Here is a 23,373-nt window from a genome sequence, read left to right on the forward strand (position 1 = left end):
ATTGACGGCGGCCCATTTCAGCCGCGTGCGTATCCGGGAAGATACCTCTTTAAGCCTTCTCTTCCAGTCTGGCCAAAAGCTGGGGCCCGGCCTGGAAGACATTTCCAGCGCCCAGAGTCAGGATCACGTCCCCCTCCCGCGCCTCAGCCGCCAGGGCATTCACCGCCGCGTCCATGCTTTCTGCATGGGCAACCGACGGATGCCCGTTGCGGCGAATCTCTTCCACCAGCGCAGGCGTGTTGACGCCGGGAATCGGCTGCTCGCTGGCCGCGTAGATGTCCAGCACCCGCAGCACATCCGAATCGCGGAACGACGCCGCAAACTCCGCCATCAGGTCGCGCGTGCGTGTGTAACGATGCGGTTGAAAGAGCACCAGGACACGCCCATAGCCGCACTCCCGCGCGGCGCGCAGCGTCGCCTGCACCTCGGTAGGATGGTGCCCGTAATCATCCACCACCGTCACTCCACGGGCCACACCCTTAATCTGGAAGCGGCGGTCCACACCGCGGAAGGCGGCAACTCCCTCTACAATCTTCTCGTCCGGCACGCCGAGTTGCACGCCAATCGCCACCGCCGCCGTCGCGTTCAGCACATTGTGCTTGCCCGGCACATGCAGTTCCAGCGGACCGATGCGGCGGCCCTGGTAGGCCACCTGGAAGCGCTGATGGGTTCCTGCAACACGGGGCAGCAGTTCCACCCGGAAGTCAGCCTCCGCGCGCTCGCCATAGGTATGGATGCGACGGCTGGCGCGTGGCAGCAGCTTCCGCAGTTGTTCGTTGTCAATGCAGGCCGTTACCGCGCCGTAGAACGGAACGCGGTCCATGAAGGTGAGGAAGGCTCCCTCCACATCCTCCATATCGCGGTAGCAGTCCATGTGCTCGCGGTCCAGATTGGTCACAATGGCCAGCACGCTGGGCAGCTTCAGAAAGGAGCGGTCGCTTTCGTCGGCTTCCGCCACCAAATACTGCGAGTTGCCCAGGCGCGCGTTCGACCCCAGCGCCGCCACTCGGCCACCGACCACAACCGTCGGGTCCAGCCCACCGGAAGCAAGCACGGACGCAACCATCGAAGTCGTCGTCGTTTTGCCATGCATCCCGGCCACGGCGATGCCGTACTTCAGACGCATCAGCTCCGCCAGCATCTCGGCCCGCTGAATCACCGGAACCTTGCGAGCCTTGGCCTCCAGTACCTCGGGATTGTCCTTTGCGACGGCGGAGCTGGTCACCACCACATCAGCCCCGGTGGCATTCTCCGCACGGTGCCCTTCAAAGATCACAGCACCAAGCTTCTCCAGACGGTCCGTCACAGGCGACCGCCGCAGGTCAGAGCCGGAGACCGAATACCCCATCGTCAACAGGATCTCCGCAATCCCGCTCATGCCAATGCCGCCAATGCCAATAAAGTGAACCCGCTGTGTCGGTGCAAACATACTCTTCAATCTATCAAGTGCAGCTAAAAGAAAAAGGGCCGCGACCGAGGTCGCGGCCCTTTCAGGGTTAGGAGAGCGTCAGAATTGGATTCGACCACCGAGAGCTACCAGGCGCGGGAAGCCAAGCGTACCCGAGATCTGGCCGGTGGAAGAACCGCCGCCGATGGTGCGGTTCGGGGTAGCAAACTGCGGCGTGTTGAAGGCGTTCAGAGCCTCCGCACGGAACTCAGCCTTTACCTTCTCTCCAATGCTGAAGGTCTTGAAGAGAGATATATCGGAGTTCAGGTAACCAGGACCGTAGCAGTCCACCGTACGAGTGGAGTTGCCGTAGTAGCTGGAGGCAGCCGCACCGGCAGAAGGTGCATTCAGAGCAGTCCAGGCGCTCGGATCAAAGTACTGATTGAGACGGTCCTGAGGACGGCCCGATTTGCAACCACTGGCGATACGGTTCGGACGCTGCGTTGTGTTGCCATATGGAGATAGGTTGTTCGTCTGAGTAATGGCCAGAGGAGAACCGTCCTGCACGATCATCACGTCATTGAACTTCCATCCACCAATTGCCAAGTCAACGATCTTGTTGACGTTGCCACCGATCCACTTGCCACGACCGAACGGCAGCTCGTAGGTACCGGCAATCGTCAGGCGCTTGGGGATGTCATTGATCGAACGGGCGTACTCTGCCTTCGGATTGTAGGTATCCTGCGGACCGGTATTGCCCGAGTTGAGTGTGCTGGTCTGGCTCCAGATGCTATCCCAGTTCGAAGCCCAGGTGAACGAGGTCAGGATCGTCAGCCCCTGGTTGAAGCGCTTCTGCACCTTCAGCGCAAGAGCGTTGTAGTTAGTTGCACCATTGCCCACCGTCATCGTGATGCCCTGATACTGGGCGAACGGACGCAGACTCTGATGATAGGCACGGGTGGCCGAATTCCAGGCGCCTACGCCAGCATATTTGAAGGGCTGATTTGCATTCAGTACTGTGCTGCCCAGCGAATAATACTGGTCAGGCAGCTGGTTAATGTTCATGGTGTTCTGCTGATTACGTCCATGACCGCCGATGTAGCCCACCTTGACAGCAAAACCATACGGAAGCTCGCGCTCCAGGCTGGCCGAGAAGGATTGATAGAACGGCGCCTTGCGGTATTGGTCAATCAGCGTAAGCGTGCTGCCTACGCTGGTAGCCAACCCCTGCGAGTTGCCACTTGCAACCGTCTGCAGGTTCGGGAACGGATTGCTGAGGCTGATGGATGGGACACCGGACTGCGATGCAATCGAGTTGGTCACAACATAACCCGGAGCATACGCTGCCGTGTTGGAGTAAACGATCGGCTGATAGAACACACCGTAGCCACCGCGAACAACCGTCTTCGAGTCGACCTGGTAGGCCATGCCGAGACGAGGCGAAATTTTATTCGGAGTGGTTCCGCTCGTCGTTCCGTAGCCGTTCTGATTGGCGAACATAACGCCACCCTGAGCAGCAACTCCACCAACAGAGTACTGGGCTGCACGGTCAAAACCTACCGCCAGCTTGTTGTCACGCTCGTGGATGCCACGCTCGTGCTCATAACGGATACCAGCATTCACGGTCAGCTTCGACGTGATACGCCAGTCGTCCTGCAGATAAACCGAGTTGTAGCCGGTGGTGAAGCCCAGGCGGGCCGGGATCACCAGCGTACCGGTGGTTGGGTAGCCCAGCAAAAGGCTGGCTGCGGCTGCGCCCGTCGAGGATGCAGTGGAACCGCCGGAGTTGGTCAACGTGCTGTCAAAGGTAAAGGCGCCGCTGGTGTTGCTCAGCGAGGTGAACGTGACACTGACCACGCGGAAGACATAGCCAGCCTTGATGTTGTGCTTGCCAAGGCTCTTGGCAATGCCCGTTACGAAGTTACGCGAGAAGAAGACCGCCGGACCGGAGTTCGAGGTTCCTTCGCTCGCCATGCCCGCATCACCCGTGATCGCCGGGAAACCAGTCTTAGACAGGGCGCCCAGGTAGTTCGAGGGGAAGCCGAGATTCGCCTGGTTGTAGCCAGCCGAAATGTCCTGGGTGTCGTTCGGGAAGCGGTTGAAACCGAAGCCAACCGTCAGGATCGTGGTCGGGTTCAGCGTAATCGTGTTCTGGATACCTACCGCATCGACCTTACGGTACAGCAGGTAAGAACCCGAGCTACCCGCGAAGTTCTGCAGCGGATTGCCACCCGGTTCCTTCGAACCATAGTGCATGTAGTAGAGGTCTGCCAGCCAGCGGCTGCCAAACGAGTGGGTCAACTTGCCGATGAACTCATCCGCGCGATCGCCCAGCGTATCGCCACCGTTGAAGTTGTTCGCGCCGTACGCAGTGACCGAGGTATTCGGGGTCGGATAAGTGTTGATGATATTGCGACCAATGGTATTGATCCGGCTCGTCGGAATCACGTTCCCTTCAAACGGAGTGCGTGTTGCAGACGTCGGATCATAAATGCAGCGGCCCGTAACGCAGACGCCGCCCGTTACCGTTCCAATTTCAGAGAAGTCGCCCGAACGCTGCTTGACTGTTGGAACAATAAACAGGTTTCCCGAAACATACGGAGAGCGCTGACGATAGCCTTCTTCGGTGATCTGGAAGAAGGTCTTGTCCTTCCCGCCAAGCCAGCGAGGCAGCGGAATCGGTCCGCCAAGTGAACCGGCATAGCTGTAAAACTCCGCCGCGCCACGAGGCGTCGTCGGAGAGAGCACAGCCTTGGTGATCGGATCAGTAAGAGGAGTACGGTTGTTGAAGAACAGGTTGGCGCCCCAGTTGGTCTGGCGCGTCTGGCCGTTCAGAACACCATGGAGTGTGGAAGTGCCGGACTTCAGCGTGGTGTTGAACATACCACCCGAGGTGCGGCCCACTTCAGCGTCATAGGTGTTGGACTGGATCTTGACTTCTTCCACCGACTCAACCGACGGAATAATCACAGCGCGGTTGGTCGAATCCGTGATCGGAATACCGTCAACAGAGTAGTTGTTCGAGCTGAGCGGGCCGCCGGCAATGGAGATCGTCGAAGAACCGGACTGGTCCTGGAAACGGACGAAGCGGGGATCGCCAACCGGCGTCACCGAGTTATCAAGCTTGGAGAACAGGAAGGGGTTACGGCCCGGGTTCGGCAGAGTAGTCAGCTTCTGCGAATCAATCGTCTGACCGCCATAGGAAGTACCGTTATCGACCAGCGGCTCGACTGCACTCACCTCGACCGTCTGCGAAGAGGATCCGAGTGCAAGAGCAACGTCGAGAGTCAGAGTGTTGCCGGCTTCAACACGAACACCCTTGTTTTGTGCGGCCGAAAAACCATCGCTGGAAATGCGAACCGTATAAACGCCTGGAGAAACTGCACTGAATGAGTATTCGCCAGCCGCATTCGAAACAGTCTGGCGTTCGATTTTGGTTGCTTCGTCTGTCAGGACCACCGTCGAGTTCGCAATCACTGCGCCCTGAGGATCTTTGACAATGCCACGAATCGAACCGTAGTTGGATTGACCTAGGACGGTGGAACTAACCAGTGCTACCACCGCCAACAGCCCCATCAGCCATTGAAATCGGGTACGGATAAAAGCCACTACAACCTCCCTGGAGTACTTCTTTTTTCTGCACATGCCGTAAACCGTCAGCAGAGACACGTGTGGGTACACTGCCGCGGCAGTTCTTTGAGTGAACTTGAGGGATGGCGAGATACGGCTATGCATCGACGTATGCCGATGATGCCGACACGACTCCCTTGGCGTTTTCGCCCTAACTGTCTATTTCGCTACTAAAAAGAGACCGTACTGCTTACAACCATCTCTGCGAATCTGCTCTGCTACTGCAAAAGAACAAACCTGGACTTACGAGACTGCTGTGAGACCCCGCATTGTTGGGCGCGGGATGAAACCACATTGGGATACTCCGATAGCTTCTCGAGAGTCGTTGGGCTCTCGATTGGCACTCGGTGAGTTGGTGAGATTGGTTTGAGTCTGCCAGCACCACCGCGGCGTGTCAACGAATTTTTATATTACTGACGCAAAGTATTTGCATTCGCTTGATGATTCCTGCTCATTCCCGCTAGATTGAAGACACTTCCGGCCCCTCGTTGCACGTTTTTCCCACAAGGAGATCCACCCATGTCCTCTCGCGTTTCCCGCCGTTCCTTCCTTTGTAGTGTGGGTGCTGCCGCCGCCAGCATCCCGGTCCTTACCGAATCGCACTTCGCCTGGGCTGCACAGCAAACCGGTACAGCACCCGCCAAGCAGCCATCGCAGATGGAAATGATGAAGAAGATGATGGAGTCCATGCCGAAGGACGCCGTGTTCATCAATGCGAACGAAAACCCTCTCGGCCCTTGCGATGGCGCACGTGCAGCCATCGCACAGGTTGCAGCCAAGGGCGGACGCTACGACTTCCTGGAAATGTTCAACCTGATGGATGTCTTCGCCAGGCAGAACGGTATTGAGACCGACTACGTTGCCGTCTATGGCGGATCGAGCGAGCCGCTGCACTACTCTGTGTTGAAGTACACCGGCCCCGACAAGCCGCTGGTCACCGCCAACCCGACCTATGAAGCCGCACAGCGCGCCGCCGCCATCTCCGGCGCGAAGACCATTACCAAAGAACTGACCAGCACCTACGCGCACGATGTAAAGGCGCTTGCCGCAGCGGCTCCCAACGCAGGCGTTATCTATCTCTGCAATCCGAACAACCCCACCGGCACCATCACCGCGCGCGAAGAGATCCTGTGGCTGCTCGACAACAAACCCAAGGACACCATGCTGCTGGTGGACGAAGCCTACATCCATCTCTCCGATGCCAAGTCAGTGGTCGACCAGGTGAACACGCGCAAGGACATCATCATCCTGCGGACCTTTTCGAAGATCTACGGCATGGCCGGCATCCGTGCCGGGCTCGCCGTGGCACACCCTGACGTACTGAAGAAGCTGACCGACTGCGGCGAAAATCCCATGGCCATCACCGGTTCCATCGCAGCACGCGTCTCGCTCGAGGACAAGGACCTTGTCCCCACTCGTAAGAAGTACATCGGTGAAGCCCGCACGGAGACCCTCGCCTTCCTGAAGCAGAACGGCTATAAGGTCATCGGCGACTCGCAGTCCAACTGCTTCATGGTCGACACCGGTCGCAACGGACGCCAGGTAATGGGCGCCATGGCGCAGAAGAAGGTCATCATCGGCCGCACCTGGCCCATCTGGCCGAATGTCGTTCGCATCTCGGTCGGTACCAAGGAGGACATGGCCAAGTTCCGCACTGCCTTCAAGGAGGTAATGGACACTCCGGCCAAGGCATCGCTGGAACAGATGCAGCGCATCGCTGTTCCGGTGCACTTCTCCTAAGCTGCAATCGCTTTCAACCAGCGGCTCCGGTCACTCCGGAGCCGTCGATCTTTGAACCGCATCCTACAGGAAGAATCGGAAAAGTCTTCTTTCCATCCGCATATCGACGGGCAACCCTCAGCAGGGTGGCCCGTTTTCTTTTTCACCCCTCGTTCACAGCACTTCAGGACTGCTTAAGCTGCCGCGAGCAGACTTGGGAATGCCGGCTCATCCCCGAGCTCTTTCTTCGGAGTCAACTCTTATGCGCCTGTACCAGATCGCGGCTGGAGCCGCCCTTCTTTCCTTCGCTTCCCTCTCTCCCGCACAGAGCTACAAGATCGTGGACCACTGGAAGGTGGGTGGCACGGGTGGCTGGGATTATCTGCTCAGCGACGATGCCGCGCATCGCCTGTACATTGCCCACAACGCGCGGGTTGAGGTGATCGACACCTCCACCGGCAAGCCGGTCGGCGCAATCACCGGCCTGAAGAGCACGCATGGTGTTGCCCTGAACCCCGATGGCAAAACCGGTTATGCCAGTGACGGAGCAGGCAACGCCATCATCGTCTTTGACCGCGCTACGCTTGCCGTCAAAGAGACCGTACCCGCTGGCACAAATCCCGACGGCATCGCCTACGAACCTGTTACCAACACGGTGTGGGCCTTCAATGGCCGCAGTAAGGATGTGTCCGTACTGGACGCCGCGACCAACAAAGTCGTTGCAACCATCGCTCTGCCCGGCAAACCGGAGTTCCCGCAGGTGGATGGCAAGGGCAATGTCTTCGTGAATATTGAAGACAAGAACTCCATCGTCAGGCTGGACGCGCGGGAGAAGAAGATGACAGCAACATGGTCGCTGACTGGCTGCGAGTCTCCTTCCGGCATGACGATTGATCACGCGAAGAAGCGTCTCTTCTCCGTCTGTGATGGCAACAAGATGTCCGTGCTGGATTACTCCACTGGAAAGCTGCTGGGCCTGGCCTCGATCGGCGACTCGCCCGATGCCGCGGGCTTCGATCCGAAGACCGGTTATGCCTTCTCCTCCAATGGAGGCGATGGCACACTCAGCGTGATTGACACCGGCAAGCCCGGCTTCCCGAAGATCCAATCTCTCGCAACCGCACGTGGCGCAAAGACAATGGCTTTCGATTCCGCCACTGGAAAGATCTTCCTTGGAGCAGCGAAGTACGCCCCGGCTGCTGCTCCCACCGCCGCGACACCGAAGCCGCGCCCGACCGTTCTGCCGGACAGCTTCGAAGTCATCGTCGTCAGCCGATAACGCTTCCCTGTGGAGCGCCTTCTGCACAGGGCGCTCCCTTCTTTCCGGACTACGTGTGTCGCTGGCGCACAAACAACCATGCGGCAAAGCCGGTCGTTCCGCAGCCCATCACCAGCAGAATCACGCCATTCACCCACAGGTCTCCCATCCCCGCGCCGCGCAGCACAATACCGCGCACAATGCGGATGTAATACGTCGTGGGAATCACCTTGCTGAGCGCCGCAAAAAACGGCGGCATGTTCTCAATCAGGAAGATGTAGCCAGAGAGAAAGACCGACGGCAGAATCGTCGCCATCGCAAGCTGAAAGGCCTCAGCCTGCGTCTGTGCCTTGGTCGAGATGATCAGCCCGATCCCGAGCACCGTCAGCAGGAACGGGACCGACAGCAGTAGCAACGTCAGCACATTGCCATGCACCGGCACCTGGAAGACAACCCGCATCACCGTCAGAATCACGCACAACTCCGCGAAGGCCATCACGCCATACGGAATCATCTTGCCAACCATCAGGCCCAGCGGAGCCACCGGCGTCATGGTCAACTGCTCCAGCGTTCCGCGCTCGCGTTCGCGCACCAGGCTCAGCGCCACCATCAGGATCACCATCATCTGCAGCAACACCGCAATCAGACCGGGGATAAAGAAGTTGGCTGACCGCGTGCTGGGGTTGTAGAGCACCGAGGGCCGCACCTCCACCGGCATGGGAGAATTGCCCAGCAACTGCGCCAGCGATAATTGCATCGCCACGCCGCTGGAAGCATTCGTCGCCTGCCCTGCGACGGACGAGTCCGAACCATCCACCAGCACCAGCACCGTGGCCGTGCTGCCATCCTGCAGGCGCCGCGCGTAGTCATACGGAATTCGCACACCGGCCTTGGCCTCGCCCGCACGTATGGCGCTGTCCAGCCTGGCCGCGGAGTCTACATACCCCACAACGTGAAACGAGTCCGAAGCAGACAGCTTGTCGATAAACTGGCGGCTCTGCTGTGTGTGCGATTCATCCAAGACAACCGTCGCAATCTGACGCACATTCGTATCCACCGCCAGGCCCAGGATGAACAACTGCATCAGCGGCACAGCCAGCGTGAAGAACAACGTCGTCTGGTCGCGGCGAATGTGCGTGAACTCTTTGCGGCAGATAGGCCACAGTCCATAGAACAGGTCCTTCATCGCCGCTCCTTCATAATCTCGTAGGTCAGCGTGACGAAGACATCCTCCAGCGACGGAATAATCGGCTCCACCGTGGCTCCGCTCAACTGCTGCCGGATCGCTTCCAGGTGATTCTGCTCGACCAGGGCGTGAATCGAACGGCCAAAGATCGTCGCCTCGCGCACGCCGGTCATCGCACGCAACCGCGCCAGCACGGTCGAGGCATCGGGCGACTCAATCTGTACACGCACCGTTCCCGCCGGGTTCGCCGCGGGCAACTGCTGCAGCTCTTCAATCGTTCCAATTGCCGCCAGCTTCGACAGGTAGATATAGCCCACACGGCCGCAGCGCTCTGCCTCATCCATGTAGTGCGTCGTCACAAAGAAGGTCACACCCTGCCCTGAGAGTTGGAAGAACAAGTCCCACAATGACCGCCGCGCCACCGGATCAATGCCCGCCGTCGGCTCATCCAGAAAGACCACCTGCGGCGAATGAATGATCGCGCAGCCCAGGGAGAGCCGCTGCTTCCATCCACCGGAAAGCGCACCGACGCGACGCTGCAGATACGGCTCCAACCCCGTCAGCGCAAGAATCTCTTTCGTGCGCTGCTCCGCCTGCGTTCCCTTGATGCCATACACCCCGGCATAAAACAGAAGATTCTCGGCAACCGTCAGGTCTTCATACAGGCCGAACTTCTGTGACATGTAGCCGACATGCTGGCGAATCTCCGCCGCATGCCTGCGGATATCCATCCCAAGAATCGTGCCTGTGCCTTCGGTCGGCGTCAGCAGGCCGCACAGCGCCTTGATGATCGTTGTCTTCCCGGAACCGTTCGGTCCCAGAAACCCGAAGAGCTCCCCCTTGCCGACCTCGAAGCTAACATTCTCCACGGCGGTAAAGCTGCCGAAGCGGATCGTCAGCCCATCGGCCGTAATCACCGGCGTCATGGCAGATGCACCGTCGCCGCCATGCCGGACTTCAACACGCCGTCCGGGTTATCGATCATCACCTTCGCGCCAAAAACCTGATGCTGACGATCGTCGCGTGTCTGCACATTGCGCGGCAAAAATTCAGATGATGCATTCACCTGCGCCAGGTGCCCGGCAAAGGTCCTGCTCCCGAAGGAGTCCACCGTGACTGTTGCCTGCTGCCCCAGCTTCACCTTCGCCATCTCCGTCTCCGGGATGTAGATCCTCACCCAAAGCTGTGAGCTTTCGAGCATCGTCAACACGATGCGTCCGGCAGGCACAAGGTCGCCACTGCGGACGCTCACCGTCTCAATCAACCCATCGGCGGGCGCGGCCAGCTCAGCCTCGCGCAGGCGAGCCTGCAGCTCCTCCACGTGGGCCCTGGCCTGAGCCAGCACACCCCGCGCCGCCTGAATATCTTCCTTGCGGAAGCCACGCTGCGCCAGGTCAGCCGCAGCCCTGGCCTGCAGGTACCTCTGCCGCGCCGCGTCCAGGTCTTCCGTGCGTGTACCTGCCTGCAGCAGCTTCAACCGCTGCCGTGCAGACTCCGCCTTCTGCGCCATTCCATCCCTCTTGGCCAGGGAGTCGTCATACTGCTGCCGCGATATTGTCTCACCGCGCACCAGCATGGCCATGCGCTTGAAGGTCGCCTCCGCATTCACGGCATCGGCCTGCGCCGCGTCATAATCGGCCTGCGCCTGCGCCAGTTCCTGCGTGCGAGGCCCGTTCTTTGCCGCCTCATATGCTGCCTGTTGCGCACGAGCCGTCGCCTCTGCCTGCGCAATCTCTTCCGGACGGTTGCCGTGCTCCATCTTGGCTAGGTCAGCCTCTGCCTGGGCTACCGACGCCTGCGCCTGCGCAAGCTGTGCCTTCAGCTCATCGGCTTCAAACCGCACCAGCATGGCACCGGCTTTCACCACCTGGCCTTCCTCCACGCCGACCTCGGTCACACGCCCACCCACCTTCGATCCCACTTCGATCTCGCGTGTCTCCACCGTGCCGGAGTAGACCAGCGTCTTCGGCTCACGCAGCAACCAGTACGCCACTGCGCCTGCCACCGCCAGCACCACCACACCGCCCGCCATGACTGCGTTCCGTTTCATGCCACCCCCGCAAACGCCACACTCAGCCGCTGTTCCATTGCCAATGAAAGCCAGTTCACCGGATGCTTTTCGTTCATCATCCACTCAAGCGCCGTCGCCATCACAACCGCAAAAACCATCTCCGCGGCGACCCGTGCCGGGAACAGCTTCTTCCGGCGGGGCATCCGCTCGATCATGCTGCCCAGTGCCTCGACAGCTTCCGCCCTGCGCTCCAGCAGGTAGCCATGCGTCGCCTGCTGAAACCACACCTGCATCATCAGCCTGCGATGCCCCTTCGCAATCCGTTCGTGCTCCCGCGCAATCTGCAGGATGAACGCAAGCACCTCTTCCACCGTCGCCGGCCGCTCATCGGTCCGCTGCCGCGCAAACTCTTTCAGCCGCTCCACGCGCAACCGCGCAATCTCGGGAAGGATCAGTTCCTTGCGCGGGAAGTAGTTGAACAAGGTCGCGCGAGAGACGCCTGCCGCCTCGCTGATGGCGTCCATCGAGACCTCGTCATATCCATCCCGCACAAACAGGTCATACGCCGAGCGCACCATCTCCAGTCGGGTTTGTTCCTTCTGCCGTTCGCGAAGTGAGGTAGGCATTTTCGTTAAACACTATAGTCCACTTTTTAGACTTGAGTATAAATATCAATCGAATTCCTCAAAGTCCTGCAACTCTCTCCCCGGCAGGGATGCCCGCAGGGCATTCAACACGGCCAGCAGGTCAATCCCCTCCTGGCCAAGGGCTCCGGCCAGCGGCGGCAGATATCCCATCGCAGCGGCGATCATGCCGCAGGTGCTCAACGCCATGCCGCCAACAGCGCTTTGGAGCGCGATCCTTCGCATGCGCCGTCCTATATGCAGCAGTTCGTCCACGCGCTCCAGCGTAGTGTCCAGAATCACCGCACCGGCGGCCTCGGCGGTAATGTCATTGCTCTGGCCAAAGGCGATGCCAACCGTCGCGGCCATCATCGCCGGGGCATCATTAACGCCATCGCCCAGGAACAGCGTCGGAGCCTTCGCCGTCTCCTCGCGCACAATCTGCAGCTTCTCTTCCGGCAACAATCCAGCATGCACCTCGTGGATACCCATGATCGAGGCAAGATGCTGTACCTCCGCATCACGGTCTCCGGAGAGAATCATCAGCCGCGATACCTGGTGCCGTGGGCGCAGGTGGTCCATGAACGCCCGGCCCTCCTTGCGGGGTTTGTCCTCAAACCGCATCAGCCCGGCAAGCACGTCGTCCACCAGCAATACGCACTCCATGCCGGGCGCTTCTTGCGGAAGCTGCGCCACCATCGCAGACGGCAGCTTTCTGCGCCCCGTGATCTTTACCTGCCTGCCCTCGACCACACCGGTCATGCCGGCGCCGGGCCGCTCGCTGATGTTTTCGACTGGCAGGGCTTCCACCCGCTGCTCTTTGGCTGCCTCAAGAATCGCCAGCGATAGCGGATGCTTGGAGAACTGCTCCAGGCTCGCCGCAAGCTGCAACAGCTGGTGCTCCGCCAGCCCCGGCAACAGGCTGACGATATCGCTCAACACCGGCTCCCCATGCGTCAGGGTGCCTGTCTTGTCGAACAGCATGGTGCGGATGCTGCCGACCTGCTCCAGCACCACGGGTTTGCGAATCACGATACTCCGCCGCGCTGCCAGGGACACCGCTCCAATCACCGCCGTGGGAATGGCCAGCAACAGCGGGCATGGCGTGGCAATCACCAGCACGGCAAGAAAGCGCGTCGCATCTCCACTGAAGCCCCAGCCGGCCAGGGCAATCGCCACCGCCACCGGCGTATAGATCGCGCCCAGCGTATCGCCCAGGCGCCGAAGATGCGGTGGGCTCTTCTCCGCCTGCACCATCACCTGCATAATGCGGGCATACCGCGAGTCCTGCGGCAATTTCTCCGCCACAATCGTCAGCGCAGCATCCTCATTCAACGCACCGGAGATCACCTGGGACCCCACCGTTTTGCGGATACGGAAGGGCTCGCCCGTCAGGAACGATTCATCCATCGAGCCGGTCCCTTCCAGCACGCTTCCATCCACCGGGCAGATCTCGTGCGGCAGCACCGTCAGGCGGTCGCCGATGGCAATCTCGGCGACACCAATCTCCTGCATCTTGCCTGCGCTCCAACGATGGGCAATGCTCGGTGTTCGCCTGGCCAGCGCACTCAGGACTGACGATGCGCGCGCCGTGGCATATTCCTCCAGCGCCTGGCCACCGGCCAGCATCAGCACAATGATGGCCGCCACCAGCCACTGTCCCATCGCCGCCGCGGTGACGATGGACAATGCCGCCAGGAAGTCCGCGCCAAACTCGCGCCGCCATAGCTGCCGCAGCAGGTCCACGATCAGCGGCGTGCCGCCAAAACCGACCACGCACCACAACGGGATAACCGCTCCCCAACCACCCGTGTGTAGCAGAAAGCGCAGGGCCAGGGATGCGGCGATGCCGGCAGCTGCTACATACACACTGCATTTCTTCCAGGTTTTCAACATGCGTACGCCCCTCACCGCGCATCACATCGCTGAGAATCATCGCACGGCTGAGGTCTTCCAGCTATGACGGCGGACACGAAGGTTCAGGACCTCCCCTGCGCTTGCCTGTAGGCTTACTGTCCGAAGTCTGGTATTCTCACTGGTTCCCTGGAGTTTTAATGCCTGAGCCGCGCGCCAAAGTCCACCACCGCAACCGAGTCATCGGTACCCTCCGCGACGAGATCGCCATCATGATTGAAGGCGAACTCTCCGACCCACGTATTGGCCTGTGCCATGTCACCGAGGTCGTCCTCGCCCCCGGTGGCAAATCCGCCAAAGTCTTCGTCTCCGTCGAAGGCGATGAAGAGACGGAGATCTCCACCCGGGAAGGCCTGATGGCCGCCCGCGCCTACATCCGCACCGAGATCCGGGATCGCATGGGTGTACGCCACATTCCGGAGCTCAGCTTTGTCATTGATCGTTCCGAGAAACTCACCGCCCGCGTAGATGAACTTCTGACGCGTACCAGAAAGCGTGTTCGGAAGGCGGAGCAGTGACCTACTTCGCCGCCACCTCCGAGCTGCTGAACCATATCCGCAGCCGGCAACATTTTCTGTTGACCTCGCACTCCCGTCCTGACGGCGACGCCGTCGGCTCCCTTCTCGCCATGGCGATGCTGCTGGATCAGCTTGGCAAGACGTGCGAGGTCGTGGTGGCCGATCCGGTTCCCTTCATCTACCGCAACCTGCCGCAGGTGGATCGCATTCGTGTCGCACCGCGCATCGAAGGCAGCTACGATGCCGTCATTCTGCTGGAGTGTGACTCGGTGGAGCGTTCCGGTATCCATGGCACCGAGGGCATGTTCCTCATCAACATTGATCACCACTCCAGCGGCCGCGAGTTCGGCAACTGCAACTGGATTGATCAGGACGCCTGCGCCGTCGCCGCCATGGTTTACCACCTGGCGGTGACCGCCGACGTGACCATTACGCCGGAGATGGCAACCTGCCTGTACGCGGCCATTCTTACGGACACCGGCTCCTTCACCTACCCCGGCACTAATGCCGATACCTTCGCTCTGGCCCGCGAGCTGGTGCTTGCCGGGGCCGATGCCGCATGGATCGCTCGGGAGGTCTACTTCACCAACCCCGCGCCGCGCATCCGCATCCTCGGCTCCGCCCTTTCGAATCTGCATCTTGAGGGCAAGATCGCATGGGCGTGGATCACCCTGCAGGACATGATCGAGAGCGCCGCTGAGGAAGAAGACTGCGAAGGCGTGGTCAACTACCTGATCTCCATCGCCGGCATTGACTGCGCCGTTTTCCTGCGCGAACTGCCCCGCCCCTTTGTGACGGGTACGCCGCAGTTCCGCCTCAGCATCCGCAGCAAGGGTGGTATCAACGTGGCGCTCGTAGCGGAACACTTCGGCGGCGGTGGCCACGTCAACGCCAGCGGCTGCACCATCAGCGGCAGTCTGGAAACGGCGATTGACCTTACCATCAAACGCCTGCGGGCGGAACTCTGTTAGCCTAATCTCCGTTGCACAACCACGACCAGAGCAAATCGTCCCCGAATGGCGCGCGCCAGTGGCTTCACCGGCTGCGTTCGGGCGAGGCTTTTTCCGCCACACAGGAACTGGTCGTTCTGTTCCTGGTCACCAGCTGGCTGCTGGCCTTTGGCCTGGTTCCGCTCACGATTGGCAGCCTGCACATCAGCCGCACAGAGCTTGGCCTGGTGGGCGCCGATGAACCACGCTACGCGCAGGTCGCCCGCGAAATGCTCGAGGTGCACTCCGCCGAGTGCCACGCGCTGCATACCACCGTGCGTCCGCATAGCCTGGCCTGGCAGGATTTGTCGGCAAGCTACCATTGCCTGACCGCCGGAGCCATTACCCCCATTCTGTACGGCGTACCGTGGCTGGAGAAACCGGCGCTCTATTACTGGCGCGCCATGAGCTTCTTCAAGGAGTTCGGCGTCTCGGACTGGTCCGCCCGCCTGCCCTCCACCACCGCTACCTTTGCGCTCATCCTTCTGATTTATCTGCACATGCGGCGCTTCCGTCCAGGTGGACACCTGGACGCAGCCCTGATCACCGCCTCTGCCGTCGCCATGGTTGCCTTCTCCCGCGGAGCCTCCACGGACATGCAACTGGCCGCGCCATTTTCCATCGGCATGCTGGGCTGGTACGCCTGGTACGAGACTGGCAAGAAGTTCTGGCTCTTTGACCTCTACTTCTTCGGCGGTCTGGCGACACTGGCCAAAGGCCCTGTCGCTCCGTTCATGATTCTCTGCATCCTGCTGCTGTTTGCAGGCCTGCGCCGCGAGTGGAACATCGTCCGCCGCACAATCTGGTTGCCGGGAGTAGTCCTCTACCTGGCGATGGTGCTGCCCTGGTTCATCGCCGTCCAGCTCCGCAACCCGGACTTCTACCGGCTCTTTTTCCTGCAGCACAACCTGGAGCGCTTCGCCACCGACCGCTACCAGCACCATCAGCCCATCTATTACTACCTGGTCGTACTCATCCTCGGCCTGATGCCCTGGACGGTCATGAGCCTTCGCGCCATGGTCGATTCCATCCAGATCGCAGTCGCCGAGTGGAAAGTTCGCCACAACCGCGTCCGTTACCTTGGCAACACCCGCCCGGGAGACGCCTTCCCCGAGTTTCTCGTGCTGTGGGCCATCTTCCCGGTTGTCTTCTTCTCTTTCTCCGGTTCCAAACTGCCGGGCTACATTCTGCCCGCCATCACGCCCATCACCATCCTGACCGGCGACTATCTACACCGCGTACGCTACTTCAAGCTGAAGTGGTGGATGCTGGGCTCTCACGCAGCCCTGGTCTCGTTGATGACCTTCGTCCTTCTGCTGTGCCCGCAGTACATGATCTACGAGCGCATGGTGCCGCCCGCAAAGACCTTTTTCTGGGCAGCATTCTGGGCCATCCTGACCGGTGTTGTCATCTACTACACCATCCGTCGCTGGGGAACCAAGCGCCTGCGCACCGTCACCCTGGCGCCGGTGCTCCTCCTGCTCTTCTTCCTGCTGGGCATGAACGGCTGGCTGTTGGACGCCAGCTACTCCGCCCGCCCGCTGGCTCAGCGCATCACGGAACAGGCTCCGGACGTTTCCACACTGGCCACCTACCGCATCCGCCGCGACATCGACTATGGCCTGGCCTTCTATCGCAACCAGCCGCTGCGCCACTACTTCCAGGAAGACAGCGCCACCGAAAAGGTCAATGTCATCGCCGAGATTCCGCAGGAGGAGCACATCCTCGTCCTGCGTGAGAAAGATGCCTCCAAGCTGCCGGAAATCCTGGCCGGACGCGTCTACACGCCGCTGTTTCTGTACCCCTGGCAGGGGCTGGCGGTCTACCGCGTAGCCGCTGTGGGAACCCAGACCGCAAACCTTACACCCCAACCTTCCGCACACAAGCGCCGCTAACTCCGCTAAGCTGCTCTTCAGGCCCCTGAAGACCCAAGTGAGCGCTGTCGCCCAAATCGACCTGCTGGACCTCCGTCATTACTCCGGACGGCAGCTTCGTGCCCTGCTCGAAGAAGAAGCACGGCAGTGGAAAGCGCTCCTCGAGTGGGACTACAACACATCCGTCGAGCTCCTGCTGCAGTATCTGGATGCACGCATCCTGCCGGGATATGTGGCGCTCGACAATGGCAACGTCAGCGGCTACACCTTCAGCGTTTACGAAGGCGACAAGGCCGTGGTCGGCGACGCCTTCGCACAGCCCACCGAGTCTGAGTCCGCACAACAGATTGAGCAGCGCCTGCTCACGCACCTGATCGAGATGCTGCAGAACTCACCGCAGTCTCAGCGCATTGAGTCACAGCTTCTCCTGCATCCCGCAGGCTCGCTCAGCGCGCCTTTCCTCGCCGCTGGCTTCCGCATTTACCCGCGGCTTTTCCTGCACTGCGATCTGGACCATAACCCGGCGCTGCCTGAGATTCCCCCAGGCCCCGCTCTTCCCGAGCCGCTCGTGCTGCGCCCCTGGGTCAACGCCCACTTCCAGCCTGCCGGAGAACTCATCCATCGCACCTATCGCGGCCACCTGGACTCCTCCATCAACGACCAGTACCGCTCGCTGCATGGTTCGCTGCGCTTTCTGCACAACATCGTCCGCTTCCCCGGCTGCGGAGCTTTCGATACTGACTCCTCCTGGGTCATCGCCGACCCCGCCAGCGGTGTTCTGGAGGGTATGGTGCTCTGCTCCCGCGTCTGCGACCACGTCGCCCACATCACCCAGCTCTGCGTCGCTCCTCAGCTTCGCGGACGCGGCTACGGACGTATGCTGATCCAGCAGGCGGCCGCCGGCCTGCGCAAGCGCGGGTTTGAGGCGATTACCCTCACCGTTACCGAAGAAAACACCCACGCTGTACGCCTGTACCAGGATCTGGGCTTCCGCCAGCACCATCGTTTTGACGCCATGGTGTGGGATAAGCGCGATTCGCGTTAGGCGGCTGCTATCATCAGAGACGGAATGGCAACGCGCTCACAGGCCGCACTCGCCGGCGAATCCAAGACACTCCCCATCATGGCGCTATTGGCCGGCTGGCTGATCCCCGGTGCGGGTCACCTGCTCGTCAAAAAGCCCATCCGTGCGGCACTGCTCTTCGTCTCCATCACGAGCATGTTCTTCATCGGCATCGGCCTGCAGGGCAAGATCTATCAGCCCAACACCGGCGACCTGCTGGACATGCTGAACTTCGCCGGAGACCTCGGCGCTGGCGTGCTCTATGTGCTGGCACGGCTTCTTGACTGGGGCCACGCCTCCGTCCAGATCGCCATCGCCGACTACGGCACCCGCTTCATCGTGGTGGCCGGACTGCTGAACATCATGTCCGCCGTCGACGCGCACTCGCTCGCGAATGGGAGGAAGCCGCTGTGAACCTCTCCCACTTCTCTGCCGTGCTGCTCTTCTCGCTGTTCACATCGGTGGTCTTCGGCATCACCCAGCGCAGCGAACCCAAAGCCATGATCAGGTTTGGCGGTTACTGCTTCGCCCTCTTCGTCGGCGGCGTCATCGTCGCCAGCTGGCTGATGTACTTCATCAAGCACTAAATCGACTATGCAAACACCGCACGACCGCAGATGGCTTGGATTCTTACTTGCTGCGGTTGTGGCGGTTATGGTCTGGTCCTGGATCGGCGCGTCAGACCGCATAACCTGGTGGCTGGAATCGTTTCCCATCTTCCTCGCCGCACCAGTTCTTGCACTTACCTACAGGAGCTTCCCGCTCACACGTTTGGCCTACACACTCATCGCGGTGCACATGTGCATTCTTCTGGTGGGTGCGCATTACACCTATGCCAATGTTCCCCTGTTTGACTGGATTCGCGACCGCTTCCACCTGCAGCGCAACGACTATGACAAGGTGGGCCACCTGGCACAGGGTTTCGTGCCAGCTATCATCGCCCGTGAAATCTTCATCCGGAAACAGATTGTCAACGGGAGCTGGTGGCGCGTCTTCCTGGTGCTAAGTGTCTGCCTTGCCATCAGCGCCTGCTACGAACTCCTGGAGTGGTTCGTAGCAGTACTGGAAGGCAGTGGTGCGGATGCCTTTCTCGGCACACAGGGCGACCCGTTCGACACACAGAACGATATGTTCTGCGCACTGATTGGAGCAACCGCCGCCCAGCTTCTGCTTTCCCGCCTGCATAACAGGCAAATCAAACAAGCATCCAGGGTCTAGATCCGCACCAGCTCCCGCTGCACTTTGCCCGTCACAACCGCCTTACCCGGCCGCGTAATCATGTTCACCTCGCTGCGGATGCCGAACTCGCCCGGATAGTACAACCCCGGCTCCACCGAAAAGCACGTCCTTGGCAGAATCAGCCGCTCGTCATGCGTCTCCAGGTTATCCAGGTGAGCGCCGTTGCCATGCAGCTCGGTCGCAATGTTGTGTCCAGTGCGATGCGTGAACCACGCACCCTGCCCTGCCGCCACAATCACATCGCGAGCCGCCTGATCGGCCTCCCAGCCCGCAATGGGGCGGTTCGCGGCAAAGGCATCCTCTACCGCTTTGATCGCAGCATCCCGCGCTGCAACGACAGTCGCAAAGGTCTGCTGCTCGCGCTCCGTAGGTTCGCGGCCCACCACGCCGGTCCAGGTAATGTCGTACCAGACAGCCTTCTGGTCGCCGGCCATCTTCGACCAGATATCGATCAGCACAAAGTCGCCCTTGCGGATCGCATGCGAGCTCTCAAGCTTCGGCTCATAGTGCGAATCGGCCGCGTTCGGCCCCACGCTCACATTCGGTCCATGCTCGGTCACCATGCCGGCCTGCTCAATCTTCTCCGCCAGCCACTGCACCATGGCGAACTCATCCGTCCCGACCGCGCGCACGCGGTCGCCCATCTGCTTCCAGCCGGCAGCAAGAATTTCATCCAGCAGCACCTGCGCCTTGAAGTGCGAGGCCACCTGCTCCTCACTCAACACCGCTTCAAAATGGCTGACCATGTCAGCTGACGAAATAATGTTCTTGCCCCAGCTCCGCAGCAGCTCCACCGTGCCCGCATCCACCAGCGACACGTACATGATCGCGTTGCGCGGCGAGTACTGCATGGCGATCTTCGTCACGCCGCCCAGCATGACTTCAAGCTTCGCTTCCAGCTCCTGCCAGCTGCTGTACTCATCCTTCGTGCCTGGCAAAGCGTCCAGGCGCAGCGACTCAATACGATGCACCAGCTTCCTCGGCTCACCATGTGCAGGCACCAGGTAGTACCAGCGCCGCGTGACGTGCAGCCCCTCCGCCATGCCGAGGATGCGGTACGCGATCGGATCGCGGTAGTGATGGTCATAGAACAGCCACGCGTCCGCACCGCTCTCGCGCAGCGCTTCCTGGATTGCTTCAATCTGCATAAGCACCTGCCAACCCTGCGATTGTAAAAGACCCGGCCTTGCAATTTATCCAAACCAGTCACCCATCTGTAGTAAGGTAAAGCCCTCCCCTGATCCATCAGGTTCTTCGGCCCATGCAGCACCGCGTCAGATTTTCAAATGAAAGGAATTTGGAATGTCGATCGTCAAAAGCACCGTTGCGGAATTTTTCGGAACCTTCTGGCTTGTCCTGGGAGGATGTGGTTCGGCAGTATTGGCTGCGGCTTTTCCTCAGCTCGGCATTGGCTTTGTTGGCGTATCGTTCGCCTTCGGACTCACCGTGCTCACCATGGCCTATGCCATCGGCCACATCTCAGGCTGCCACCTGAACCCTGCCGTCAGCGTGGGTCTTGCAGTGGGTGGCCGCTTCGCCTGGAAAGACCTGCCCGCCTATGTTGTCGCACAGGTCGCCGGAGCCACCGCGGGAGCAGCGACACTCTACGCCATCGCCAGCGGCAAGGCAGGCTTTGACGTCCACGCAGGCTTTGCTTCCAACGGCTACGGTTTGCACTCACCCGGAGGCTTCTCACTCACCTCGGCCCTGCTGTGTGAGGTCGTGTTGACCTTCTTCTTCCTGTTCATCATCCTCGGCTCTACACACAACAACGCGCCCGCGCACTTCGCGCCCATCGCCATCGGGCTGTGCCTCACGCTGATTCATCTCATCAGCATTCCGGTCACCAACACCTCGGTCAACCCGGCACGCAGCACCGGCGTCGCTCTCTTCGCAGGTGGATGGGCCTTGCAACAGCTATGGGCCTTCTGGGTTGCACCAATCGTTGGAGCAGCGCTCGCAGGCCTGGTCTACCCCATGCTCTGCACACCGAAGCAAGCCGCTTAAAGCACAAAGGGAGCGCCGATACCGTGCGCTCCCTTTGCTTGATCTGCAACTCTTCGCTTACTTCGCCAGGATCGGCACGGAGACATCCGTCGTCTCCCACTTCACGTGCATGTCCGTGCGCTTGCCCACCGTGCTCTCAAAGCTGATGCTCATCTTCTCCTGCGGCGCAGGCAGCTTATGCACATCCATATCGACGCGCACCAGGTCGCGATCCGCGTGGTACTCCGTGCCCCACTGGCCGGTCTCCATGCTGATAATCAGCTTCCAACCCGTCTCGCTGGGCAAGGTATAGATCGTATAGCTGCCGGCCGCTACCGGCTTGCCGGCAATGGAGACATCGCCGCCACTCACCACAAAGGTAGTCGCCTCATTCGCTCCCGTGCGCCACACCTGGCCATACGGCACCAGGCCGCCCATGATCTTTCGGCCGCGCATCAGGGGCGTGTGATAGTCCACCGTAACCTTCACCGGCCCAAGAGCCACCTCGGCCTTTGCCGGAGGGCTGGCCATCGCCTCTCCCGTCTGCGCCATCAACGGGCTACAACAAAGCCCTGCCACCAATCCAAGCAACATCGAACGACGATTCATAAGAACTCCTTCGCAACCACTCTATATGCGCCAGAGCTACGCCGTCTTGCCGCGGCCTGTCTTCATTTTTTCCATACCGGCATACAGCCACTGCAGCTTGTGGACACCCCACAGAGCCTCGTCCATGTGCGGCGTCTCATCCGTCTCATTCCAGCCGGAAGCCTCGCCCAGCATGCTCGACTGCACCACGATGCCGTCGCGGCGTGCCAGCACATTCACGCCACTGAAGTACATGGCATACGGCTGGCAGGGCTGCGGAATCAGCCACGCAATCTGACCGCGCACCGGCGTAATCGACTCGTCCTTCCACAGCGCGCGGCCGCCATAGCCCGGGCAGTTGATGATCGTCTTCTGCGGCAGTGCAGCCAGGTCCGCGGGCGAATGGAACTCCACCGTCTCAATCTTGCCGCCTGCAATCAGAAAATCATTCATCAACTGGCGCGAGTAATCGGCCACATTGAACAGCAGCGTGCTGCTGCGGCGCACCGTCTTCGCCGGGAATGGATGTGATCCCGCAGGCATATCCTCGCTCGCTGCGGCAATGTCGCTGATACGGTCGGCATAGCGCGCAAACTCGCGATGCTGGCTCTCCGGCACCGGCTTCATCTTCAGCTCCTCCGGCTCATCCATCAGGAAATCGCGCATGTAGTACTGGTCAAAGTACTCAATCGGATTGCCCGGCATACCCAGGTAGCTCTGGTACATGGACCAGCTGGTGCGTGCCATCTTCTCCCACGTGTCGCCGAAGTTCGGCGCGGCCGCGTTGGCCAGCGCAATGCGCGAGTCCGGAGTCCAGCTTCCCGTCGCGCGTGCCGAACGCACATACGGTGGCCGCTCCTTCGCATAGATGGTCACCCTGGCGCCTTCGCGCTGCGCCGTAATCGCTGCCGTCAGGCCAAGCGCGCCGCAGCCAATCACGGCAATGTCCTTGTCGCCGTTGCTGGCCTTCATGGCGTTTTCAACAGCCACAGCCGCCGAGCCCCAGCTCAAGGACCAGCCGCTGCCGCCATGTCCATAGTTGTGCGACACAATCTTGTCGCCTACCTTCTCCACCTCAAGCCTTGGACCAGCCGCGCGGAACGGGCGCAGGCACACCGTCGTGCGGAAGATCCTGTTCTCGTGCGCGCGGATCGGCACCAGCTCCGGAAGACGGTCATAGAAAGGAAGCGTCGGAGCCGTAGCGCCGGTTGCCGCGGTCACCGGCTTCTTCGCACACCCGGCCAACCCCATCATGCCAAACCCCGCAAACGCACCCGACTGCCGCAAAAATTCACGACGCTTCATCTCTATCCGCTCCTATCGAAAGAAAGACACTTCAGGCTCAACGCATAGCGCCTGGATTCCAACATCAGCTTGTTGAAGATCGA

The 23,373-nt window shown here is 60.5% G+C and carries 20 protein-coding genes; 10 read left to right on the plus strand and 10 right to left on the minus strand.

The features are described 5' to 3' along the window. Positions 1-49: 49 nt before the first annotated feature. Positions 50-1,429, minus strand: coding sequence for a UDP-N-acetylmuramate--L-alanine ligase (murC, locus tag OHL13_RS10645; RefSeq protein ID WP_263410105.1), 1,380 nt, complete (start codon positions 1,427-1,429; stop codon positions 50-52). 78 nt (positions 1,430-1,507) lie between these two features. Next, a complete protein-coding gene (locus OHL13_RS10650) occupies positions 1,508-4,996 on the minus strand; it encodes a TonB-dependent receptor (RefSeq protein ID WP_263410106.1) in 3,489 nt (1,162 codons plus the stop codon). A 540-nt stretch (positions 4,997-5,536) separates the two neighbouring features. On the opposite strand from OHL13_RS10650, the gene OHL13_RS10655 reads away from it, so the two are divergent. Next, entirely contained in the window at positions 5,537-6,757 is a 1,221-nt protein-coding gene (locus OHL13_RS10655; protein WP_263410107.1) for a pyridoxal phosphate-dependent aminotransferase, read from the plus strand. 241 nt (positions 6,758-6,998) lie between these two features. Beyond that, a complete protein-coding gene (locus OHL13_RS10660) occupies positions 6,999-8,015 on the plus strand; it encodes a YncE family protein (protein ID WP_263410108.1) in 1,017 nt (338 codons plus the stop codon). 49 nt (positions 8,016-8,064) lie between these two features. On the opposite strand, the gene OHL13_RS10665 is transcribed toward OHL13_RS10660, so the two are convergent. Genes OHL13_RS10665 through OHL13_RS10685 form a run of 5 tightly spaced genes read right to left on the minus strand, consistent with a single transcriptional unit; the run spans position 8,065 to position 13,710 of the window. Continuing rightward, positions 8,065-9,180 carry an ABC transporter permease gene (locus tag OHL13_RS10665; protein WP_263410109.1) on the minus strand — a complete coding sequence of 372 codons (1,116 nt, stop codon included), beginning with the start codon at positions 9,178-9,180 and terminating at the stop codon, positions 8,065-8,067. Then, complete coding sequence (locus OHL13_RS10670) at positions 9,177-10,106, minus strand: ABC transporter ATP-binding protein (RefSeq protein WP_263410110.1); 930 nt, start codon at positions 10,104-10,106, stop codon at positions 9,177-9,179. The genes OHL13_RS10665 and OHL13_RS10670 overlap by 4 nt, the downstream gene beginning before the upstream one ends. Further along, on the minus strand, positions 10,103-11,230 hold the full coding sequence (locus tag OHL13_RS10675) for an HlyD family secretion protein (RefSeq protein ID WP_263410111.1): 1,128 nt from the start codon (positions 11,228-11,230) through the stop codon (positions 10,103-10,105). The genes OHL13_RS10670 and OHL13_RS10675 overlap by 4 nt, the downstream gene beginning before the upstream one ends. Next, a complete protein-coding gene (locus OHL13_RS10680; protein ID WP_263410112.1) occupies positions 11,227-11,817 on the minus strand; it encodes a TetR/AcrR family transcriptional regulator in 591 nt (196 codons plus the stop codon). The genes OHL13_RS10675 and OHL13_RS10680 overlap by 4 nt, the downstream gene beginning before the upstream one ends. Positions 11,818-11,862: 45 nt before the next feature. Beyond that, entirely contained in the window at positions 11,863-13,710 is a 1,848-nt protein-coding gene (locus tag OHL13_RS10685) for a heavy metal translocating P-type ATPase (RefSeq protein WP_263410113.1), read from the minus strand. 158 nt (positions 13,711-13,868) lie between these two features. Here OHL13_RS10685 and rbfA point away from each other — a divergent pair, with 158 nt between their 5' ends. The 7 genes from rbfA (at position 13,869) to OHL13_RS10720 (ending at position 19,390) form a co-directional block, all read left to right on the plus strand. Continuing rightward, positions 13,869-14,246 (plus strand): 30S ribosome-binding factor RbfA, encoded by a 378-nt coding sequence (gene rbfA / locus OHL13_RS10690; RefSeq protein WP_263410114.1) that lies wholly within the window; start codon positions 13,869-13,871, stop codon positions 14,244-14,246. After that, positions 14,243-15,217 carry a DHH family phosphoesterase gene (locus OHL13_RS10695; protein ID WP_263410115.1) on the plus strand — a complete coding sequence of 325 codons (975 nt, stop codon included), beginning with the start codon at positions 14,243-14,245 and terminating at the stop codon, positions 15,215-15,217. The genes rbfA and OHL13_RS10695 overlap by 4 nt, the downstream gene beginning before the upstream one ends. An 11-nt stretch (positions 15,218-15,228) precedes the next feature. After that, the gene (locus OHL13_RS10700; RefSeq protein WP_263410116.1) at positions 15,229-17,130 is read left to right on the plus strand and encodes an ArnT family glycosyltransferase; all 1,902 of its coding nucleotides are present in this window, start codon (positions 15,229-15,231) and stop codon (positions 17,128-17,130) included. Positions 17,131-17,167: 37 nt separating this feature from the next. Then, positions 17,168-18,154, plus strand: coding sequence for a GNAT family N-acetyltransferase (locus OHL13_RS10705; protein ID WP_263410117.1), 987 nt, complete (start codon positions 17,168-17,170; stop codon positions 18,152-18,154). Between the two features lie 24 nt (positions 18,155-18,178). Further along, positions 18,179-18,586: a DUF6677 family protein gene (locus OHL13_RS10710; RefSeq protein WP_263410118.1), complete on the plus strand. Its 408-nt coding sequence runs from the start codon at positions 18,179-18,181 to the stop codon at positions 18,584-18,586. Further along, positions 18,583-18,759, plus strand: coding sequence for a hypothetical protein (locus OHL13_RS10715; RefSeq protein WP_263410119.1), 177 nt, complete (start codon positions 18,583-18,585; stop codon positions 18,757-18,759). Before OHL13_RS10710 ends, OHL13_RS10715 begins: the two co-directional genes overlap by 4 nt. Positions 18,760-18,826: 67 nt before the next feature. Further along, the gene (locus OHL13_RS10720) at positions 18,827-19,390 is read left to right on the plus strand and encodes a DUF2238 domain-containing protein (RefSeq protein WP_263410120.1); all 564 of its coding nucleotides are present in this window, start codon (positions 18,827-18,829) and stop codon (positions 19,388-19,390) included. On the opposite strand, the gene OHL13_RS10725 is transcribed toward OHL13_RS10720, so the two are convergent. Continuing rightward, positions 19,387-20,559: a M24 family metallopeptidase gene (locus OHL13_RS10725; protein WP_263410121.1), complete on the minus strand. Its 1,173-nt coding sequence runs from the start codon at positions 20,557-20,559 to the stop codon at positions 19,387-19,389. The genes OHL13_RS10720 and OHL13_RS10725 overlap by 4 nt on opposite strands. Before the next feature lie 154 nt (positions 20,560-20,713). Here OHL13_RS10725 and aqpZ point away from each other — a divergent pair, with 154 nt between their 5' ends. Continuing rightward, complete coding sequence (aqpZ, locus tag OHL13_RS10730; RefSeq protein ID WP_263410122.1) at positions 20,714-21,418, plus strand: aquaporin Z; 705 nt, start codon at positions 20,714-20,716, stop codon at positions 21,416-21,418. A gap of 57 nt (positions 21,419-21,475) precedes the next feature. On the opposite strand, the gene OHL13_RS10735 is transcribed toward aqpZ, so the two are convergent. After that, positions 21,476-22,006, minus strand: coding sequence for a DUF2911 domain-containing protein (locus tag OHL13_RS10735; RefSeq protein WP_263410123.1), 531 nt, complete (start codon positions 22,004-22,006; stop codon positions 21,476-21,478). A 36-nt stretch (positions 22,007-22,042) separates the two neighbouring features. Continuing rightward, positions 22,043-23,290, minus strand: coding sequence for an FAD-dependent oxidoreductase (locus OHL13_RS10740; RefSeq protein WP_263410124.1), 1,248 nt, complete (start codon positions 23,288-23,290; stop codon positions 22,043-22,045). Positions 23,291-23,373: the final 83 nt, after the last annotated feature.

It is taken from the genome of Terriglobus tenax (assembly GCF_025685395.1).
GTDB classification, from domain to species: domain Bacteria; phylum Acidobacteriota; class Terriglobia; order Terriglobales; family Acidobacteriaceae; genus Terriglobus; species Terriglobus tenax.

Coding starts and splice junctions, on each gene's coding strand:
- murC (WP_263410105.1), bottom strand. CDS start 1,429: ATGTTTGCACCGACACAGCGGGTTCACTTTATTGGCATTGGCGGCATT.
- OHL13_RS10655 (WP_263410107.1), top strand. CDS start 5,537: ATGTCCTCTCGCGTTTCCCGCCGTTCCTTCCTTTGTAGTGTGGGTGCT.
- OHL13_RS10660 (WP_263410108.1), top strand. CDS start 6,999: ATGCGCCTGTACCAGATCGCGGCTGGAGCCGCCCTTCTTTCCTTCGCT.
- OHL13_RS10665 (WP_263410109.1), bottom strand. CDS start 9,180: ATGAAGGACCTGTTCTATGGACTGTGGCCTATCTGCCGCAAAGAGTTC.
- OHL13_RS10670 (WP_263410110.1), bottom strand. CDS start 10,106: ATGACGCCGGTGATTACGGCCGATGGGCTGACGATCCGCTTCGGCAGC.
- OHL13_RS10675 (WP_263410111.1), bottom strand. CDS start 11,230: ATGAAACGGAACGCAGTCATGGCGGGCGGTGTGGTGGTGCTGGCGGTG.
- OHL13_RS10680 (WP_263410112.1), bottom strand. CDS start 11,817: ATGCCTACCTCACTTCGCGAACGGCAGAAGGAACAAACCCGACTGGAG.
- OHL13_RS10685 (WP_263410113.1), bottom strand. CDS start 13,710: ATGTTGAAAACCTGGAAGAAATGCAGTGTGTATGTAGCAGCTGCCGGC.
- rbfA (WP_263410114.1), top strand. CDS start 13,869: ATGCCTGAGCCGCGCGCCAAAGTCCACCACCGCAACCGAGTCATCGGT.
- OHL13_RS10710 (WP_263410118.1), top strand. CDS start 18,179: ATGGCAACGCGCTCACAGGCCGCACTCGCCGGCGAATCCAAGACACTC.
- OHL13_RS10720 (WP_263410120.1), top strand. CDS start 18,827: ATGGTCTGGTCCTGGATCGGCGCGTCAGACCGCATAACCTGGTGGCTG.
- OHL13_RS10725 (WP_263410121.1), bottom strand. CDS start 20,559: ATGCAGATTGAAGCAATCCAGGAAGCGCTGCGCGAGAGCGGTGCGGAC.
- aqpZ (WP_263410122.1), top strand. CDS start 20,714: ATGTCGATCGTCAAAAGCACCGTTGCGGAATTTTTCGGAACCTTCTGG.
- OHL13_RS10735 (WP_263410123.1), bottom strand. CDS start 22,006: ATGAATCGTCGTTCGATGTTGCTTGGATTGGTGGCAGGGCTTTGTTGT.
- OHL13_RS10740 (WP_263410124.1), bottom strand. CDS start 23,290: ATGAAGCGTCGTGAATTTTTGCGGCAGTCGGGTGCGTTTGCGGGGTTT.